Origin of the sequence: Pseudomonas sp. NPDC086278, assembly GCF_050280905.1 — a bacterium.
Taxonomy (GTDB): domain Bacteria; phylum Pseudomonadota; class Gammaproteobacteria; order Pseudomonadales; family Pseudomonadaceae; genus Aquipseudomonas.
Genome location: NZ_JBNNWE010000110.1, coordinates 1 through 19,715 on the forward strand (window position 1 = coordinate 1; position 19,715 = coordinate 19,715).

A 19,715-nucleotide genomic window follows, 5' to 3' on the forward strand; every position below is an offset into this window, starting at 1 on the left:
ACCACTCATGGCGTTCTCCTGTGTCTTATTGGTCGCTGAGCCCGATCAGGCTGCGCGCGTATTGTTCCAGCGGCGGGCCAATCAGGTCCTCTGGCCCAGGCGCAGGCGGTTCGCGTAACCAGCAGCCCGCCAACCACCAGATTCGCCCCCCGCAACGGTGCAACTCGCCATCGGCCAACCGCCAGATCGGACGGGCATCGCCGCAGGCATCACGCAAATCCTCCCAACCCGACCAATGGTCGCTGTCGGGCAATCGCGTCAGCGTTGCGAGCCAATGGCTCAGCGCATTGCGTTGGCGTGCGACGGAGAGTTTTTCGAGGGATGCCAGTTCCAGCGACGGCAGACCCAGCCAATCGAAATCACTCACGGCGCCGGCACAGGCCAGATCAATCTTCGCCAGATCATCCAGTAATCCCTGCGCTTCGCTCAAATGCGAGGCGCTGCGGGCCATGGTCGTGATGGCTTGCGGCCAACGCTCAGCCAACACAGAGAACACCTGGTGCCGCAGAAAATTGCGCGAATAGTGCAGGTCCTGATTCGACGGGTCTTCGATCCAGCTCAACTGATGTACTTTTGCGTAGGCCTCTAGCTCGGCACGAGTGACATCCAGCAGCGGCCGCAACAGATGTCCCCGGCCCAAGGGGCGTTGACTTGGCATTGCGGACAAGCCCCTCACCCCTGCCCCGCGCAACAGCCGAAACAACAGGGTTTCCGCCTGATCGTCACGGTGCTGCGCGGTCAGCAGCAGCTCATTGGCTTGAGTGGCCTCAATGAACGCGCCATAGCGCGCATCCCGCGCGGCACGCTCAAGGCTGGCGCCGGGCTGAACCTGAACGTGAACCACCTGTAGCGGCACACCCAAGGCATCACAGACGGATTGGCAATGTGCTGGCCACGCATCGGCCGCAGCCTGAAGGCCGTGATGGATGTGGATGGCGCTCAGCGCCGGCAGGTTTTCGGTTTTTGCGAGGTGGGCGAGCAAGTGCAGCAGGACGCTGGAGTCGAGGCCGCCGGAGAAGGCGATGCGCCAGGCCGTGGCGTCGCGCCACGACCTCAGATTGAGCAAAAGCCTGGCAGGCAAATCAATCATCGGCCGATCCATAACTTTCCCTCTGCACAAATCAAATGTGGGAGCGGGCTTGTGTGGCGAGAGGGCTTGCCTCCGTTGGCGCGCAAAGCGCACCTAAAAACCAGTAAGCGCGATCTAGCATCAGATAGCACTGACTGGATTTACGACTGCTTCGCAGTCGAACGGGGTCAAGCCCCCTCGCCACACAGGCTCGCTCCCACATGGGAAAAGCGAGGTCGGATCAGAGACCGTAGCTCATCAGCCGCTCGTAACGACGTTTCAGCAGCGCTTCGTTGTCGAAGGTCTTCAGCATCGCCAATTGCGAGCTCAGCTCGGCGCGGATCGAGGCCGCCGCAGCGACCGGATCGCGATGAGCGCCGCCCAATGGCTCGCCAATCACTTTATCCACGATGCCCAGGCCTTTCAGGCGCTCGGCGGTGATGCCCATGGCTTCAGCGGCATCCGGCGCCTTCTCGGCGGTTTTCCACAGAATCGAGGCGCAACCTTCCGGCGAAATCACCGCGTAGGTCGAGTACTGCAGCATGTTCAGCTGGTCGCAAACGCCGATCGCCAATGCGCCACCCGAACCACCTTCACCAATCACGGTGGCGATGATCGGGGTTTTCAGGCGAGACATGACGCGCAGGTTCCAGGCAATCGCTTCGCTCTGGTTACGCTCTTCGGCGTCGATGCCCGGGTAAGCGCCCGGGGTGTCGATGAAGGTCAGGATCGGCATTTTGAAGCGCTCGGCCATTTCCATCAGGCGGCAGGCCTTGCGGTAGCCCTCCGGACGCGGCATGCCGAAGTTGCGGCGCACTTTCTCGCGCACTTCGCGGCCTTTCTGGTGACCGATGATCATCACCGGCTCATCGTTCAATCGGGCAATACCGCCGACGATGGCAGCGTCGTCGGAGAAGTGACGGTCGCCGTGCAGCTCATCGAACTCGGTGAAGATGTGCTCGATGTAGTCCAGCGTGTAAGGACGCTTCGGGTGACGCGCCAGACGCGCGATCTGCCAGCTGGTCAGCTTGCCGAAGATGTCTTCGGTCAGCGTGCTGCTTTTGTCCTGCAGGCGGGAGATCTCATCGCCGATATTCAGCGAATTGTCGTTACCGACCAAGCGCAACTCTTCGATCTTGGCTTGCAGGTCGGCGATCGGCTGTTCGAAATCTAGAAAATTCGGGTTCATAGGCGTCCGTCTTGGGTCGACATCCAAGAGAGCTTGGGCCGGCCGGTTGTCTATTCGCGCCCTACCTTAAGGGAGAGGCGCGTTCAGGTCGAGATTAAAAATTCAGGTCGAGATCAGGGCAGCTCTTAATGAAAAGAAATGCAGCCTGGCCGTCAACGGTATTGGAGGAAGACGTTGTCTCGCCCGAACTGGTCACGCAGGGCTTGAATCAACGCATCCGCCGGGTCAATTCGCCAAGTCTCGCCGAACTGCAGCAAGGCCTTTGCATCGGGACTCGTGTACTCCATGGTGATCGGGCACGCGCCGCGGTGACGTTTGAACAACTCACCCAGCCAGCGTAGCTGATCGCCCTTCAAATCCTTGGTCTGCAACTTCAGGCGCAGGCTTTCGGCGAGGTTGGTGCGCGCATCTTCCATGCTCATCACACGCTTGACCCGCAGGCGCAAACCGCCGGAAAAATCGTCATTGCTGACTTCGCCCTCGACCACCACCATCGCGTCGGTCTGCAACAGCGACTGCGCGGAATGGAACGCCTCGGCAAACAAAGAGGCCTCGATGCGTCCGGAGCGGTCGTCGAGGGTAATGAACCCCATCTTGTCGCCCTTTTTGTTCTTCATCACGCGCAGGGCGATGATCATGCCCGCGACGGTTTGCGTATCGCGCGCCGGCTTCAGGTCGATGATGCGCTGGCGGGCGAAGCGACGAATCTCGCCTTCGTATTCGTCGATCGGGTGACCGGTCAGGTACAAGCCCAGAGTGTCTTTCTCGCCTTTGAGGCGTTCCTTGAGGGTCAGTTCCTTGGCCTTGCGGTGATTGGCGTAGACGTCGGCGTCTTCTTCGACGAACAGCCCGCCAAACAGGTCGGCGTGACCACTGTCGTGGGTGCGCGCGGTTTGCTCGGCGGCCTTGATCGCCCCTTCCATCGCATTCAGCAGGACGGCGCGATTCTGGTCGATGCTGGCTTGATAGGCTTTCGGTTCGTCATGGAAATACGGGCCCAGACGATCCAAGGCACCGCTACGGATCAAACCGTCCAGCGTGCGCTTGTTGATCCGCTTGAGGTCGACCCGGGCGCAGAAATCGAACAAGTCCTTGAACGGACCGTCCTGACGCGCTTCGGTGATCGCCTCCACCGGGCCTTCACCCACACCCTTGATCGCGCCGAGGCCGTAAATGATCCGGCCTTCGTCATTCACCGTGAACTTGAACTCCGAAGCATTCACATCCGGCGCGTCGAGACGCAGCTTCATGGTGCGAATTTCTTCGATCAAGGTCACGACCTTGTCGGTGTTGTGCATGTCCGCCGACAGTACCGCCGCCATGAATGGCGCCGGGTAATGCGTTTTCAGCCATGCCGTCTGGTACGACACCAGGCCATAAGCGGCGGAGTGAGACTTGTTGAAGCCGTAACCGGCGAATTTTTCCACCAGGTCGAAAATGTTACCGGCCAGGTCCGCGTCGATATTGTTGGTGGTGCAACCGTCAATGAAACCGCCACGTTGCTTGGCCATTTCCTCGGGCTTTTTCTTACCCATGGCCCGCCGCAGCATGTCCGCGCCACCAAGGGTGTAGCCGGCCATGACCTGGGCAATCTGCATCACCTGTTCCTGATACAAGATGATGCCGTACGTCGGTGCCAGCACCGGCTTGAGGCCTTCGTACTGGTAATCCGAGTGCGGGTAGGCCAGCTCGGCGCGACCGTGCTTACGGTTGATAAAGTCGTCCACCATGCCCGATTGCAACGGCCCCGGACGGAACAGGGCCACCAGTGCAATCAAGTCTTCCAGGCAGTCGGGCTTGAGCTTTTTGATCAGCTCTTTCATCCCGCGCGACTCAAGCTGGAACACCGCGGTGGTTTCAGCTTTTTGCAACAGCGTGTAAGTCGGTTTGTCGTCCAGCGGAATGAACGCGATGTCCAGCGGCGGCTCATTGACCTTGGCGCGGTCACGATTGATGGTTTTCAGCGCCCAGTCGATGACCGTCAGGGTCCGCAGACCGAGGAAGTCGAACTTCACCAGGCCGGCAGCCTCGACATCGTCCTTGTCGAACTGGGTTACCAGGCCATCACCGGCCTCATCGCAGTAGATCGGCGAGAAGTCCGTCAGCTTGGTCGGCGCGATAACGACGCCACCGGCGTGCTTGCCGACGTTACGCACCACGCCTTCAAGCTTGCGTGCCATTTCCCAGATTTCCGCGGCCTCTTCATCGACCTTGATGAAGTCACGCAGGATTTCCTCCTGCTCGTAGGCTTTTTCCAGGGTCATGCCGACTTCGAACGGAATCATCTTCGACAGACGATCCGCCAGGCCGTAGGACTTGCCCTGCACCCGCGCCACGTCGCGGACCACGGCCTTGGCGGCCATCGAACCGAACGTGATGATCTGGCTGACCGCGTTGCGGCCGTATTTCTCGGCCACGTAATCGATCACGCGGTCGCGACCGTCCATGCAGAAGTCGACGTCGAAGTCGGGCATCGAAACCCGTTCCGGGTTCAGGAACCGTTCGAACAGCAAGTCATATTCCAGCGGGTCGAGGTCGGTGATCTTCTGCACATAGGCCACCAGCGACCCCGCACCCGAACCCCGGCCCGGCCCCACCGGCACGCCGTTGCTCTTGGCCCACTGGATAAAGTCCATCACGATCAGGAAGTAACCGGGGAAACCCATCTGGATGATGATATCCAGCTCGAAATTCAGTCGGTCGACGTAGACCTGACGCTTGCTTTCGTAGTCCTCGGTGGTGTCTCGGGGCAGCAGAACGCTCAAGCGCTCTTCAAGACCATCGAAGGACACCTTGCGGAAATACTCATCGATGGTCATGCCATCGGGAATCGGGAAGTTGGGCAGGAAGTGAGTGCCCAGCTTCACTTCGATGTTGCAGCGCTTGGCAATCTCGACGGTGTTTTCCAGCGCCTCGGGTATGTCGCTGAACAACTCGGCCATTTCCTCGGCGCTTTTGAGGTACTGCTGATCGCTGTAATTTTTCGAGCGCCGCGGATCGTCGAGGGCGCGACCCTCACCGATGCACACGCGGGTTTCGTGAGCGGCAAAGTCTTCCTGCTTGATGAAGCGCACATCGTTGGTCGCCACCAGCGGCGCACCGATTTTCTCGGCCAGGGCCACGGCGCCGTGCAGTTGTTCTTCATCGTTGGGGCGATTGGTGCGCTGGATTTCCAGGTAGAAGCGATCCGGAAACACCGACATCCATTCGCGCGCCAGCTTTTCCGCTTCCGCCGGATTGCCGCCGAGCATGGCCAGGCCAATCTCGCCTTCTTTCGCCGCCGACAGCATGATCAAGCCTTCGCTGGCTTCGGCTACCCACTCGCGCTCAATGATGACGGAGCCATTGCGCTGGCCGTCGATGAAGCCGCGTGAGATCAGTTCGGTGAGGTTCCGGTAGCCGACGGCGTTCATCGCCAACAGGCTGATCCGGCTCAGGGCGTTGTCCGGGTCCTTGTTCGACAACCACAGGTCGGCGCCGCAGATTGGCTTGATGCCGGCGCCCATGGAGGCTTTGTAGAATTTGACCAGCGAACACATGTTGTTCTGGTCGGTGACCGCCACGGCAGGCATGTTCATGCCGACGAGGGTCTTGACCAGCGGTTTGATCCGCACCAGACCGTCGACCAGGGAATATTCAGTGTGCAGGCGTAGATGAACGAATGAAGCCGGCATAGTGATCCTGTCTGGAAACTAGAAACGTGAAGACAACAAGGCCCGGATTGTACCGGGCCTTGGCAAAAACATCAGCCTTGCAACTAACTCACGATCAAGCCTTCGCGCGCCTCGTAAGCCAGACGCACCGGGGCGAACGAGCGGCGATGAATCGGCGTCGGCCCCAAGCGGGCCAGCGCTTCCAGATGAACGGGCGTCGGGTAGCCCTTGTGGCCGCCGATTCCGTAACCCGGATAAATCAATTCGAAAGCAGCCATTTCACGGTCGCGGCTGACCTTGGCCAGAATCGACGCCGCGGCGATGGCCGGTACTTTGCCATCGCCCTGCACCACCGCTTCGGCGCGCATGGACAGTTTCGGGCAACGGTTGCCGTCGATCATCGCCAGTTTCGGCTGGATGTGCAGCCCTTCGATGGCGCGCTGCATGGCCAGCATGGTGGCGTGCAGAATGTTCAGCTCATCGATCTCTTCGACTTCGGCGCGGGCGATGCACCAGCTCAGGGCTTTTTCGCAGATCTCGTCGTAGAGCTTTTCGCGGCGTGCTTCGGTGAGCTTCTTCGAATCGTTGAGGCCGAGGATCGAGCGGTTCGGATCAAGGATCACGGCGGCGGTGACCACCGCGCCGCAGAGCGGACCACGACCGACCTCATCGACGCCGGCCACTAGGTCTTCCACTTCGGCGACCAGGGTGAAGTCGAGGCCCATCTGCATTGTTTTGCTCATTGTGCTTTGCCAATCAGGTTCAGTACGGCGTCGGCCGCCTGGTTGGAGGCGTCCAGACGCAGGGTGCGGTGGATTTCGTCGAAGCCGCGAGTCTGTTCTTCGCCGCCCTCGATCAGTGGCGAGAGCGTTTGCGCCAGGGCTTCGACCGTCGCGTCATCCTGCAGCAACTCGGGCACCAACAAGCGTTGGGCCAACAAGTTCGGCAAGGAGACGTAAGGACTTTTCACCATGCGCTTGAGAATCCAGAACGTCAGCGACGCCAGTCGATAAGCCACCACCATCGGCCGCTTGTACAACAACGCTTCAAGGGTAGCTGTCCCGGAGGCGATCAGCACGGCGTCGCACGCGGCCAAGGCCAGATGGGAGTTGCCATCGAGCAAGGTCAACGGCAGATCACGGCCGGCCAGTAATTCCTCAAGCTGTGCGCGGCGCTCGGGGCTCGCGCACGGCATGACGAAGCGTACGCCGGGACGAAGGGCACGCACGCGCTGGGCCGTATCGAGGAACAAAGCACCGAGACGGCCAACCTCACCGCCGCGACTGCCGGGCATCAACGCCACCAGAGGACCGTCGGGCAAGCCCAGCTCGGCCCGCGCCGCCGCACGATCAGCTTCCAGCGGGATCGCATCGGCCAGGGAATGGCCGACAAACCGCACCGGCACGCCTTTCTCTTCGTAAAATTTTGCTTCGAACGGGAACAGCGTCAGCATCAGGTCGCAGCCTTCGCGGATCTTCAGCACACGCTTTTGCCGCCACGCCCAGACCGACGGGCTGACGTAATGCACGGTCTTGATCCCGGCCTGACGCAACTTGAGTTCGATATTGAGGTTGAAGTCCGGGGCATCGATACCGATGAACACATCCGGTTTTTCGGCGATCAGGTCGGCGATCAGCTTTTTGCGCCGGGCCATCAGCTCACGCAATCGCCCCAGCACTTCCACCAGGCCCATGACCGACAGTCGTTCCATCGGGAAGTACGAGGTCAGGCCTTCAGCCTGCATCAACGGACCGCCAACACCGAGGAACTCGACGTCAGGATGCTGAGCCTTGAGGGCGCGCATGAGGCCCGCGCCGAGAATGTCGCCGGAAGCTTCACCCGCTACCAGCGCAATACGCAGATTAGCCATGATTAACGCGTGATGCCGCGAGTCGAAGACTGGATGGAATCACGGAACACCGCGACTTCCGGAAACTGCGCCGAGGGTTCGGCCAGTTCGCCGAGCGCCTGTTCGACCGTCAAGCCCTGGCGGTAGACCACTTTGTAGGCGCGACGCAACGCATGGATCGCGTCTTCGCTGAAACCACGACGGCGCATGCCTTCGAAGTTCATGCTGCGGGCTTCGGCGGGGTTGCCAAACACGGTGACGTAGGCTGGAACGTCTTTGCCGATGGCGGTGCCCATGCCGGAAAAGCTGTGGGCGCCAATATGGCAATACTGGTGAACCAGGGTGAAGCCGGACAAGATCGCCCAGTCTTCAACATGCACGTGGCCGGCCAGCGCGGTGTTGTTGACCAGAATGCAATGGTTGCCGATGACGCTGTCGTGGCCGATGTGGGCATAGGCCATGATCAGGTTGTGATCGCCCAGGGTCGTTTCAGCGCGGTCCTGCACAGTGCCACGATGAATCGTCACGCCTTCGCGGATGATGTTGTGATCACCGATAACCAGACGGGTTTCTTCGCCTTTGTATTTCAGATCGGGCGTGTCCTCACCTACCGAAGAAAACTGGTAGATGCGGTTGTGCTTACCGATGCGGGTCGGGCCTTTGAGAATCACATGCGGCCCGATCACTGTTCCCTCGCCGATTTCCACACCTGCGCCGACGATCGACCAAGGGCCGACCTCAACGCCGTCGGCCAGGACGGCCGTCGGATCGATGATTGCGCGAGGGTCAATCAAACTCATACTTTTTGTTCCGCACAGATGATCTCTGCCGAGCACACTGGCTTGCCATCCACAGACGCCTGGCATTCAAACTTCCAGATCTTGCGCTTGCAGCTGATGAACGTGGCTTCGAGGATCAACTGGTCGCCAGGCTTGACCGGCTGACGGAAACGCAGCTTGTCGGAGCCAACGAAGTAGTACAGGGTGCCATCGGCCGGTTTCACGTCCAGCATCTTGAAACCGAGGATCCCGGCAGCCTGAGCCATCGCTTCAATGATCAATACGCCCGGCATGATTGGATGCGCAGGGAAGTGACCGTTGAAGAACGGCTCGTTGATGCTGACATTCTTGTAGGCGCGAATGCGCTTGCCTTCCACATCCAGGTCCACTACCCGGTCCACCAGCAGGAACGGGTAACGGTGAGGCAGGTATTCGCGAATCTCGTTGATGTCCATCATTTCGGGGGGAAGCCTATGTAAAGATTGGGAGCGCGCGACTTACGCGCGCACCTCTAGCAAATCAAGGAGGCAGTCTAGCGGCTGTGCACACTTGATATGAAAATGGTATCAGCCATCTGATGAAGCAATACCGTCAGGGGTCACTTCCCCAACACGCTTTTCCAACTGTCGCAGACGCCGCGCGATGTCATCGAGCTGACGAATGCGCGCCGCGCTTTTGCGCCACTCGGCTGCTGGCTGCATCGCCGTACCGGAAGAATAGGAGCCCTTTTCGGTAATCGAGTGGGTCACCATGGTCATCCCGGTGATAAAAACGTTGTCGCAAATTTCGATATGCCCCACCAGCCCTACGCCACCGGCAAGCATGCAATGCTTGCCGATTTTGGTGCTGCCGGAAATCCCCACGCACGCGGCCATGGCGGTGTGATCACCGACCTGCACGTTGTGAGCAATCTGTATCTGGTTGTCGAGCTTCACACCGTTACCGAGTACGGTATCGGCCAACGCGCCGCGATCGACGGCGGTATTCACACCGATCTCGACGTCGTCACCGACCAGTACACCGCCGATCTGGGCGATTTTCTGCCAGACACCTTTTTCGTTGGCAAAGCCGAAGCCTTCGCCACCGAGCACGGCTCCGGACTGAATCACCACCCGCTTGCCGATGCGCACGTCGTGGTACAGCGTCACGCGCGGGGCCAGCCAACCACCCTCGCCAATCTCGCAACGGGCACCGATGAAGCAATGCGCGCCGATGGTCACGCCAGCGGCAATGCGCGCAGCGCTTTCGATGACCACAAAGGCGCCAATGCTCGCCGCCGGGTCGATGACTGCATCCTCGGCCACCACCGCCGTCGGATGAATACCGGCAGGCGCTTTAGGCTTTGGATCGAACAGGTGGGAAACACGTGCGTAGGCCAGATACGGATCAGGCACCACCAGCGCGTCACCGGCAAAACCTTCGGCGTCAGCGGCCTTCAGCAACAGCGCTGCGGCCCGGCTGTCCACCAGGTATTTACGGTATTGGGTGTTTGCGAGAAAGCTCAACTGAGCTGGGCCAGCCTCTTGCAAAGTGGCTAGCCCAGTAATTTCTTTCTCCGGATCGCCACGTAGCGTGGCGCCGAGGAACTCGGCCAATTGGCCGAGCTTTATGGTCGCGGTCATGGATTACTTCAGCTGATTCATGCGCTCGATAACCTGGCGAGTGATGTCGTACTGCGGTTTGACATCAATTACTGCGCCACGCTCGAAGACCAGGTCAAAAGCACCTTTCTTGATGACTTCTTCCACAGCGCTGTCCAGTTTTGGCTTGAGCTGCTTCAGCATTTCACGGTCGGCAACGGCTTTGGCTTCGTTCAGTTCCTTGGACTGGAACTGGAAGTCACGGGCCTTTTGCTTGAATTCCAGCTCAAGACGTTCACGCTCGCCTTGCTGCATTTTGTCGCCACCCGCCATCAGACGGTCCTGAATACCTTTGGCACTGCTTTCCAGCGTCTTCAGTTTGGTCAGCTGCGGACCGAACTTCTTCTCGGCATCCACGGCGTACTTCTTCGCTGCGTCGGATTCCAACAGCGCCATCTGATAGTTCAGCACGGCGATTTTCATGTCGGCAAAAGCCGGACCTGCAACCAGTACGGTCGCCAGGAGAACCAATTGAGTCAACTTACGCACGATGCACTCCTACAAAATCCATTGTCGTTATTTTGGGGCAGACGCTTAGAACGTCTGGCCAAGAGAGAATTGGAACACTTGAGTCTCAGCGTCATCCGGTTTCTTGACCGGCATGGCCAACGCGAAGCTCAGAGGACCCAGTGCGGTAACCCAGGTCACACCCACGCCCACGGAACTGGCGAGGTTACTCAAGCTGATGTCGTTACACTTCGTGTCAGAGGACGAACTGGTATTGGCGTTCGTCGTCTGGGAGCACTTGGAGTCAAATACGTTACCCACATCCCAGAATACCGAGGTACGCAAAGAACGCTGATCCTTGACGAATGGCAACGGGAACAGCACCTCGACACCGCCCTGGATCAGGACGTTGCCACCGAATGGCAGCGGATCCTGGTCCGGGTCAGCCAGCGTACCGGCGTTACCTGTTACAGCCTGACCACGGCTAGGCGTACTGCGTGGACCCAGCGTACTGTCCTTGAAGCCACGAACCGAGTTGAAACCACCAGCATAGTAGTTTTCATAGAACGGCAAGCCATCGGTCGAACCGTAACCGTCGCCGTAACCCAATTCGGTGTGCAGACGCATGGTGTAGTTTTCTGACAGTGGCTGGAACAACTGGCCACGGTAATCAAGTTTGAAGAACGACAGGTCGCTGCCCGGCGTGGTGGCTTCCAGCGTCAAGCTCTGGGAATGACCACGGGTTGCCAGTACGCCTTTGTTCAGGGTGGACTCGGACCAGCCGGCCGACGCCTTGAAGTTCAGGTAGTTGTCGCCTTCCTTGTTAACGAAGTCGAAGATCTCGTCGACGGTGTACTGACCGGTCTTGATCTTGTCTTGCTGTGCCGTCAGGCCGAAAGTCAGACGCGAAGTCTCACTGATCGGATAACCGACGCTCACGCCAGCACCCAGGCTGTCTACGGCATAGCTCGCTACGTCGACGTCGAGGTCTTTGTAGTCGGTGGTGCGATAGAACGCGTTGTAACCCAGGCTCACGCCATCGGCAGTCCAGTACGGGTCGACATAACCGAAGTTATAACGGCTCTGGTATTCACTGCGGGTCAAGCCAACGCTGACTTTGTTACCCGTACCCAGGAAGTTGTTCTGCGTGATCGAACCGCCGAGGATCAGACCGGCGCTCTGTGCAAAACCGACGCTGGCGGTGATCGAACCGGAAGCTTGCTCTTCCACGCTGTAGTTCACGTCAACCTGGTCATCAACACCTGGTACGGCCGGGGTTTCGACGTTGACTTCCTTGAAGAAGCCCAGGCGCTCAAGACGGGTCTTGGACTGGTCGATCAGGTAAGTCGAGGCCCAGCCACCTTCCATCTGACGCATTTCACGGCGCAGCACTTCGTCTTCGGACTTGGTATTGCCACGGAAATTGATGCGGTTGACGTAAGCACGCTTGCCCGGATCGACAGCAAAAGTGATATCGACCGTGTGGTCGTCATCGTGCGGCACAGGCACACCGCTGACGTTGGCGAAGGTGTAACCCTCGTTACCCAGACGGCGGGTGATCAGTTCGGAAGTGGTGGTCATCAGCTTGCGCGAGAACACCTGGCCTTTTTGCACCAGCAGCAGGGACTTGACCTGGTCTTCAGGGACTTTCAGATCGCCGCTCAGCTTGACATCACGAACGGTGTACTTGTCGCCTTCGTTGATGTTGACGGTGATGTAGACGTGCTTCTTGTCCGGGGTAATGGAAACCTGGGTCGAAGCGATATCCATGTTGATATAGCCGCGGTCCAGGTAGTAGGAACGCAGACGTTCCAGGTCACCGGAAAGCTTTTCACGGGCGTACTTGTCATCGTTCTTGAAGAACGACAGCCAGTTGGTGGTCTTGAGTTCGAACAGGTCGATGAGGTCGTCATCCGGGAAGACGGTGTTGCCCACCACGTTGATGTGCTGGATAGCAGCAACAGTGCCTTCGTTGATGTTCACCTTCAGAGCCACGCGGTTGCGCGGTTGCGGCACCACCTCGGTGTCGACGGTAGCCGAGTAACGACCCTGGGCGACGTACTGACGCTGCAGCTCGTTACGCACACCTTCGAGGGTGGCACGCTGGAAGATCTCGCCTTCGGCCAGACCGGATTGTTTGAGGCCTTTCATCAGGTCTTCAGTGGAGATCGCCTTGTTACCCTCGATCTCGATACTGGCGACCGACGGACGCTCGACAACCGTGATGACCAGGACGTTGCCATCACGGCCCAGCTGGATATCTTGAAAGAACCCGGTTTTGAACAGCGCACGAGTGGATTCCACCAGGCGACGATCATCCGCCTGTTCACCGACGTTTAACGGCAAAGCACCAAAGACGCTACCCGCGGAGACCCGCTGGAGGCCATTGACGCGAATATCAGAGATAGTGAAGGACTCGGCGTGAACTTCGGCGATCATCAATACGGTGAGAACCGCAGTTAGCAGCAGACGTTTCATGAAGTCCTTTCTTATTCCAACTGGCAATAAACAAACTGCCGCAAAATGCGGCAGATTCGCAATTCAGCGAAGTGTTACAGACGGCCCAAATCATTGACCAGAGCAAGCAACATCACCCCGACCACCAAACTGATACCGATCTGTATCCCCCAACCCTGCACCCGATCCGACAAGGGACGACCACGCGTCCACTCGATCAGATAAAACAACAAATGCCCCCCATCCAGTACAGGAATGGGCAACAAATTCAGAACGCCCAGGCTAATACTCAGATAAGCAAGGAAATTCAGGAAATCAGCGACACCCGACTGGGCAGAAGCGCCCGCCACTTTAGCAATGGTTATCGGTCCACTCAAGTTTTTTACCGAGAGCTCGCCGAACAACATTTTCTTGAGCGAATCGAGGGTCAGTACGCTCATGGTCCAGGTGCGTCGAGCACCCTCGCCAATCGCAGCCACAGGACCGTAACTCACTTCACGAATCATCTCGGGTGGCCAGTCGACCGCTTTGACCCCGGCCCCCATGTAACCGGTAGGCGCCTTGCTCTCGCCGCGAGCGGCCAAGGTCACAGGGACGTCGATTTGAGCACCATCGCGCTCGACGCGCAGCATGATTTTGGTATCCGGATGCATACGGACGGTGTCGACCACCTGCTGCCAGTCATCCAGTGCCTTGCCATCAAGGGTCAGCAACCGGTCACCGGTTTTCAGCCCTGCGGCCTGCGCCGGACCTTTGGGATCTATTTCAGCCAGCACTGGCGGCAACGCCGGACGCCACGGACGAATCCCCAGCGAACGAATCGGATCGGGCTCGTCGGCACCCTTAAGCCAGCTATCGAGCACCAGCTCACGAGGCGAGTCCGCGCTGGAACCCTGATCCCGAACCAGCAGTTGCAGCGAACCGCTTTCACCCAGGCGACGGACCAACTGCAAATTGACGGCAGCCCACCCCGTCGTCGGCTCACCGTCAATGGCAACAATTTCCTGACCGGCGCTCAAACCCGCCTTGGCGGCAATACTGCCGGACTCGACTGCGCCGATGACCGGACGCACCTGCTCGCTGCCGAGCATTGCCAACACCCAGAAAAACACCATCGCCAACAAGAAGTTGGCGATCGGGCCGGCAGCGACGATCGCGATACGTTGACGGACGGATTTGCGATTGAAGGATTGATCGAGCTGATCGGCCGGGACTTCGCCTTCACGCTCGTCGAGCATCTTCACGTAGCCGCCCAATGGAATCGCCGCGACGACAAATTCGGTGCCTTTTTTGTCGTGCCAACGCAGCAGCGGCATGCCGAAGCCCACGGAGAAACGCAGCACTTTGACCCCACAACGGCGGGCGACCCAGAAATGGCCGAACTCGTGGAAGGTGACCAGCACGCCTAGCGCTACCAGGGTGCCGACAATCATATAGAGCGCGCTCATTTACTTTCTCCGCAATCCTATCCGGTGCTGCATGGGCCAACGTATCGCAGCATTTACCGCCCGTGACGACTCAACCATTGTTCTGCCAGCAGACGCGCCTTCGCATCCGCCGTGAACACGGCCTCCAGGTCATCCACCGCGACCACAGGCTCAAGACTCAATACCTGCTCGATAATACTCGCGATTTCCGGGTAGCGAACCCGCCCGTCGAGAAACGCCGCCACTGCCACTTCATTTGCCGCATTGAGCATGGCGGGTGCGCTGTTGCCAGCCTCGGCAGCCTGACGCGCCAGACGCAGACAGGGAAAACGCTCTTCGTCGGGCGCCTGGAAATCCAGACGTGCAATGGCAAACAGGTCCAGCGGCGCCACACCCGAGTCAATCCGCTCCGGCCACGCCAAGGCGTTGGCGATCGGCGTGCGCATGTCGGGGTTACCCAACTGGGCCAATACCGAGCCATCAACGTAGTCGACCAGAGAATGAATCACGCTTTGTGGATGAATCACCACTTCGACCTGTGCTGGCTTGGCATCAAACAGCCAGCAGGCTTCGATCAGCTCGAGGCCCTTGTTCATCATGCTGGCGGAATCCACCGAAATCTTGCGCCCCATGGACCAGTTCGGGTGGGCACATGCTTGCTCAGGGGAAACATGCGCCAGTTCCGCCATTGGCGTCTGTCGGAACGGTCCACCAGACGCTGTCAGGAGAATCCGACGCACACCGACAGCGCCCAGCCCACGGGAGAAATCCCGTGGCATGCACTGGAAAATTGCATTGTGTTCGCTGTCGATCGGCAACAGTACCGAGCCACTTTTACGCACGGCCTGCATGAACAGGGCGCCGGACATCACCAACGCTTCCTTGTTGGCCAAGAGGATTTTCTTGCCGGCCTCGACCGCCGCCAGGGTCGGACGCAAGCCCGCCGCACCAACGATGGCGGCCATGACCGCATCGACTTCCGGATCGGAAGCCACCTGACACAGCCCCTCCTCCCCCACCAGCACGCGGGTCGCCAGACCGGCAGCGTGCAAGTCGTCCTGCAGGCCTCGCGCCGCTGCCGCTTGCGGCACGACGGCAAAACGCGGCGCATGCCGCACGCACAACGCCAGCAGCTCACTCAGGCGAGTGAAACCGCTCAAGGCGAAAACCTGATAGCGCTCGGGATGACGCGCGATGACGTCGAGCGTGCTCAGGCCGATCGAGCCGGTCGCCCCCAGAACGGTGATTTGCTGAGGGCGGCTCACGGTGCAGCCATCCACAACAACACGGCGAATACAGGGATCGCGGCAGTCAGGCTGTCGATACGATCCAGCACGCCGCCATGGCCCGGCAGCAAGTTACTGCTGTCCTTGATGCCTGACTGACGCTTGAACATGCTCTCGGTGAGGTCGCCCACCACCGAGATGAACACAATCACCGCTGCGCCGATCAAGCCTTTGAACAGCTCGGCCACCGTCCAGTCGCGAACCAGGCCAACAATGGCCGTGATCACCAGGCTCAGCGCCAAACCACCATAGACGCCTTCCCAGCTCTTGCCCGGACTGACTTGCGGCGCCAGTTTGCGCTTGCCAAAGGCCCGACCGGAAAAGTACGCGCCGATATCAGCCCCCCAGACCAGCACCATCACGGCCATGATCAGCCAGTTGCCGAGAGGCTCTTGCTTGATCTGGACCAGGCCTTGCCACGCCGGCAGCAAGATCAGCAGCCCGATCACCAGTTTGCAGGCGGCGCTGGACCAGTGCTCGCTGGAACGCGGATACGTCAGCACCAGATACGTCGCCACTGCCCACCAGAGCACCGAGGCGCCCAATACCCAAGGCGCCAGCCCTGGCAGGATGTGCATGACAAACAGCACCAGCGCGACGACTGCGGCATAGGCGACGCGAATCGGCTGGGCGGTAAACCCCGCCAGACGCGCCCATTCCCAGGCGCCCAGCGTCACAACCAGACCGATGAACAACGCAAAGCCTGAGCCTTCGAGCAGAAAAAACCCGCACAAGGCAATCGGCAGCAGGATCAGCGCGGTGATGATTCGTTGTTTGAGCATTAAACCCGGGCTCCAGACTCGACCTGCTCGCTCGTTTTACCGAAGCGGCGCTGGCGAGAGGCGAAATCGGCTAGCGCGTTGCGCATGGCGTCGTGTTTGAAGTCCGGCCAGAACAGGTCGGAGAAGTACAACTCGGTGTAAGCCAACTGCCACAGCAGGAAATTGCTGATGCGGTGCTCGCCACCGGTACGAATGCACAAGTCCGGCAACGGCAGATCGCCAGTCACCAGACAGGTTTGCAGCAATTCGGGAGTGATATCTTCCGGACGCAGATGCCCGGCCTGAACTTCCCGCGCCAGACGCTGGGCGGCTTGCGCGATGTCCCACTGACCGCCGTAATTAGCGGCGATCTGCAGGACAAAACGATTGGCCCCGACGGTCATCGCCTCAGCTTCACGCATGGCAGCCTGAAGCTCGGGATGAAAGCGCGAACGATCGCCGATGATGCGCAGGCTGATGTTGTTGTCGTTGAGCCGCTTGGCCTCACGACGCAACGCCTTGAAGAACAGGTCCATCAAGGCGCTGACTTCCTCGGCCGGGCGCTGCCAGTTTTCGCTGGAGAAGGCGAATAGGGTGAGCACCTCGACCTTGGCCTCGGCGCACACTTCAATCACTGCACGAACTGCATCCACGCCCGCTTTATGCCCGGCGACACCCGGCATAAAGCGTTTTTTCGCCCAGCGATTATTACCGTCCATGATGATCGCGACATGGCGCGGCACCGCGGACGGCGCAATCTGCTTGGTCTTTTCCATGAAAACGCGACCCTTATACGGCCATCAGGTCCGCTTCTTTTTGCTTGGTCGCCGCGTCGATATCGGCCTCAGCCTTGTCGGTGAGCTTCTGGATATCGGCAGCGGCACGGCGCTCTTCGTCTTCGCTGATTTCCTTGTCCTTGACCAGCTTTTTCAGATCGCCAAGGGCATCGCGACGGATGTTGCGCACGGCAACGCGAGCATCTTCAGCGGCACTGCGAGCCTGCTTGGTGAAGCCCTTGCGGGTTTCCTCGGTCAGGGCAGGCATGGAGATCAGCAGCAACTCACCCAGGTTGGTCGGGTTGAGGTTCAAGCCGGCGCTTTGGATCGCCTTGTCGACTGCCGCGAGCATATTGCGCTCAAACGCCACGACCTGAAGGGTCCGGGAATCTTTTACGGTAACGTTGGCGACGCCGCTCAACGGGGTGTCCGTACCGTAATAAGGCACCATTACGCTACCCAAAATGCTCGGGTGAGCCTTGCCGGTACGAATCTGACCAAACGCGTGGGACAGAGACTCCAGGGATTTTTGCATGCGCTCTTGAGCGTCTTTCTTGATTTCGTTGATCATTGTTGGCCTTCCTCGATCAGGGTCCCTTCAGCGCCGCCATGCACGATGTTCAGCAGGGCGCCGGGCTTGTTCATGTTAAATACGCGCAACGGCATCTTGTGGTCGCGGCACAGGCAAATGGCAGTCAGGTCCATCACGCCCAGCTTGCGATCCAGTACTTCATCGTAAGTCAGATGATCGAACTTCTCGGCATGCGGGTCTTTGAATGGATCAGCAGTGTAAACGCCATCGACCTTGGTCGCCTTGAGCACGACGTCGGCGTCGATTTCGATTGCACGCAAGCAGGCCGCCGAATCCGTGGTGAAGAACGGATTGCCGGTACCGGCCGCGAAAATCACGACTTCCTTGGCATTCAGGTGGCGCATGGCTTTGCGACGATCATAGTGATCGGTCACGCCGACCATGGAAATGGCCGACATCACGATGGCAGAGATATTGGCACGTTCCAGAGCGTCGCGCATGGCCAGGGCGTTCATCACAGTGGCCAGCATGCCCATGTGGTCACCGGTGACCCGATCCATCCCGGCCGCGCTCAGCGCCGCACCGCGAAACAGGTTACCGCCGCCAATCACCAGACCGACCTGAACACCGATGCCGACCAGCTGGCCTACTTCCAGTGCCATGCGATCCAGAACTTTCGGATCGATCCCGAACTCTTCCGAGCCCATCAGGGCCTCGCCGCTAAGCTTGAGTAGAATGCGTTTATAGCGAGCCTGATAACCACTGCCCTGCTGAGCCATTGCGAATCTCTCCTGCGGCGTATTTTTAAAAAATTCTTTGCGAGCTGTTTACAGCTGGCGTTCACTCTAGCTTGGCGCTGCTTCAGCGCCATCGGAACATGGCTTTGTAAGCCAGTTCCAAAGGGAAACCAATTAAAACTTGGTACCCCATCTGAAAAGAGGCTGCGCGCGTAAGCGGGCAGCCTCTTCAGGGCGACAGTTATAAAAACCGTCTTATTGCTTGGCGGCAGCCAGCTGGGCAGCAACTTCTTCAGCGAAGTTGTCGACCGGCTTCTCGATACCATCGCCTACTTTGAAGTAGGTGAAGGAAACGATTTCAGCACCGGCTTTCTTGGCCAGTTCGCCCACCTTGATTTCAGGGTTCTTGACGAACGCCTGCTCAACCAGGCTCGCTTCAGCCAGGAACTTGCTGATACGGCCTTTGACCATGTTTTCAACGATGTTTTCCGGCTTGCCGGCGATCTTGTCAGCGTTGAGGGTCAGGAACACGCCTTTCTCGCGCTCGACCGCTTCAGCGGAAACTTCCGATGGCAGCAGGAATTCAGGGTTGGTCGCCGCCACGTGCATGGCGATGTCCTTGGCCAGCTCAACGTTGCCGCCTTTCAGCACAACCGTTACGCCGATCTTGTTGCCGTGCAGGTAACCACCAACAACGTCACCTTCAACGCGAGCCAGACGACGGATGTTGACGTTTTCGCCAACCTTGCCGACCAGAACCAGGCGATCAGCTTCTTGAGCGGCGATCAGCGGAGCAACATCAGTCAGCTTGTCAGCGAATGCTTTTTCAACGCTGGAAGCAACGAATGCCTTGAAGTCGTCCTGCAAAGCCAGGAAGTCGGTCTGCGAGTTCACTTCCAGCAGAACGGCGGATTTACCGTCTTCTTTCAGAGCGATCGCGCCTTCGGCAGCTACGTTGCCTGCTTTCTTGGCAGCCTTGATAGCGCCGGAAGCACGCATGTCATCAATGGCTTTTTCGCCCCAAACCGGCGCCACCCTTCTTGCGACCCACTTGCACAAAAGGCTCGAAAATCCGCCCCTGCTGGCCGTAGGCGATGCCTTCGCCATTGTCTT

15 protein-coding genes and 3 pseudogenes are annotated in these 19,715 nt (G+C 59.1%); all 18 read right to left on the bottom strand.

All coding sequences use genetic code 11. The features are described 5' to 3' along the window. Positions 1-97: 97 nt before the first annotated feature. Positions 98-1,102, bottom strand: a pseudogene (gene tilS, locus ACQKP4_RS24905) (tRNA lysidine(34) synthetase TilS); the annotation flags it as partial. A gap of 208 nt (positions 1,103-1,310) precedes the next feature. Then, complete coding sequence (locus ACQKP4_RS24910) at positions 1,311-2,258, bottom strand: acetyl-CoA carboxylase carboxyltransferase subunit alpha (RefSeq protein ID WP_427636501.1); 948 nt, start codon at positions 2,256-2,258, stop codon at positions 1,311-1,313. 152 nt (positions 2,259-2,410) lie between these two features. Next, the gene (gene dnaE, locus ACQKP4_RS24915; protein ID WP_427636503.1) at positions 2,411-5,932 is read right to left on the bottom strand and encodes a DNA polymerase III subunit alpha; all 3,522 of its coding nucleotides are present in this window, start codon (positions 5,930-5,932) and stop codon (positions 2,411-2,413) included. An 83-nt stretch (positions 5,933-6,015) separates the two neighbouring features. Continuing rightward, the gene (gene rnhB, locus ACQKP4_RS24920; protein WP_427636521.1) at positions 6,016-6,642 is read right to left on the bottom strand and encodes a ribonuclease HII; all 627 of its coding nucleotides are present in this window, start codon (positions 6,640-6,642) and stop codon (positions 6,016-6,018) included. 8 nt (positions 6,643-6,650) lie between these two features. Next, the gene (lpxB, locus tag ACQKP4_RS24925; protein ID WP_427636505.1) at positions 6,651-7,781 is read right to left on the bottom strand and encodes a lipid-A-disaccharide synthase; all 1,131 of its coding nucleotides are present in this window, start codon (positions 7,779-7,781) and stop codon (positions 6,651-6,653) included. 2 nt (positions 7,782-7,783) lie between these two features. After that, positions 7,784-8,560 (bottom strand): acyl-ACP--UDP-N-acetylglucosamine O-acyltransferase, encoded by a 777-nt coding sequence (gene lpxA / locus ACQKP4_RS24930; RefSeq protein WP_427636507.1) that lies wholly within the window; start codon positions 8,558-8,560, stop codon positions 7,784-7,786. Further along, the gene (gene fabZ, locus ACQKP4_RS24935) at positions 8,557-8,997 is read right to left on the bottom strand and encodes a 3-hydroxyacyl-ACP dehydratase FabZ (RefSeq protein WP_008028982.1); all 441 of its coding nucleotides are present in this window, start codon (positions 8,995-8,997) and stop codon (positions 8,557-8,559) included. The genes lpxA and fabZ overlap by 4 nt, the downstream gene beginning before the upstream one ends. Before the next feature lie 108 nt (positions 8,998-9,105). Continuing rightward, positions 9,106-10,161 (bottom strand): UDP-3-O-(3-hydroxymyristoyl)glucosamine N-acyltransferase, encoded by a 1,056-nt coding sequence (lpxD, locus tag ACQKP4_RS24940; RefSeq protein ID WP_427636509.1) that lies wholly within the window; start codon positions 10,159-10,161, stop codon positions 9,106-9,108. A 3-nt stretch (positions 10,162-10,164) separates the two neighbouring features. Next, positions 10,165-10,668 carry an OmpH family outer membrane protein gene (locus ACQKP4_RS24945; RefSeq protein ID WP_008028980.1) on the bottom strand — a complete coding sequence of 168 codons (504 nt, stop codon included), beginning with the start codon at positions 10,666-10,668 and terminating at the stop codon, positions 10,165-10,167. Between the two features lie 45 nt (positions 10,669-10,713). Further along, entirely contained in the window at positions 10,714-13,104 is a 2,391-nt protein-coding gene (bamA, locus tag ACQKP4_RS24950) for an outer membrane protein assembly factor BamA (protein WP_427636510.1), read from the bottom strand. Between the two features lie 74 nt (positions 13,105-13,178). Next, positions 13,179-14,531 carry a sigma E protease regulator RseP gene (gene rseP / locus ACQKP4_RS24955; RefSeq protein ID WP_427636512.1) on the bottom strand — a complete coding sequence of 451 codons (1,353 nt, stop codon included), beginning with the start codon at positions 14,529-14,531 and terminating at the stop codon, positions 13,179-13,181. A 53-nt stretch (positions 14,532-14,584) separates the two neighbouring features. Then, positions 14,585-15,775, bottom strand: a complete 1,191-nt coding sequence (ispC, locus tag ACQKP4_RS24960; RefSeq protein ID WP_427636514.1) for a 1-deoxy-D-xylulose-5-phosphate reductoisomerase — start codon at positions 15,773-15,775, stop codon at positions 14,585-14,587. After that, positions 15,772-16,578, bottom strand: coding sequence for a phosphatidate cytidylyltransferase (locus ACQKP4_RS24965; protein WP_427636515.1), 807 nt, complete (start codon positions 16,576-16,578; stop codon positions 15,772-15,774). Before ACQKP4_RS24965 ends, ispC begins: the two co-directional genes overlap by 4 nt. Beyond that, positions 16,578-17,333 (bottom strand): polyprenyl diphosphate synthase, encoded by a 756-nt coding sequence (gene uppS / locus ACQKP4_RS24970; RefSeq protein ID WP_427636517.1) that lies wholly within the window; start codon positions 17,331-17,333, stop codon positions 16,578-16,580. The genes ACQKP4_RS24965 and uppS overlap by 1 nt, the downstream gene beginning before the upstream one ends. Positions 17,334-17,346: 13 nt before the next feature. Next, positions 17,347-17,904 carry a ribosome recycling factor gene (gene frr / locus ACQKP4_RS24975; RefSeq protein ID WP_427636519.1) on the bottom strand — a complete coding sequence of 186 codons (558 nt, stop codon included), beginning with the start codon at positions 17,902-17,904 and terminating at the stop codon, positions 17,347-17,349. Next, positions 17,901-18,644: a UMP kinase gene (gene pyrH / locus ACQKP4_RS24980; RefSeq protein WP_003172271.1), complete on the bottom strand. Its 744-nt coding sequence runs from the start codon at positions 18,642-18,644 to the stop codon at positions 17,901-17,903. Before pyrH ends, frr begins: the two co-directional genes overlap by 4 nt. Positions 18,645-18,857: 213 nt before the next feature. Further along, positions 18,858-19,625 (bottom strand): annotated as a pseudogene (tsf, locus tag ACQKP4_RS24985) (translation elongation factor Ts); the annotation flags it as partial. Next, a pseudogene (locus ACQKP4_RS24990) lies at positions 19,621-19,715 on the bottom strand (hypothetical protein); the annotation flags it as partial. The pseudogenes tsf and ACQKP4_RS24990, both read right to left, overlap by 5 nt.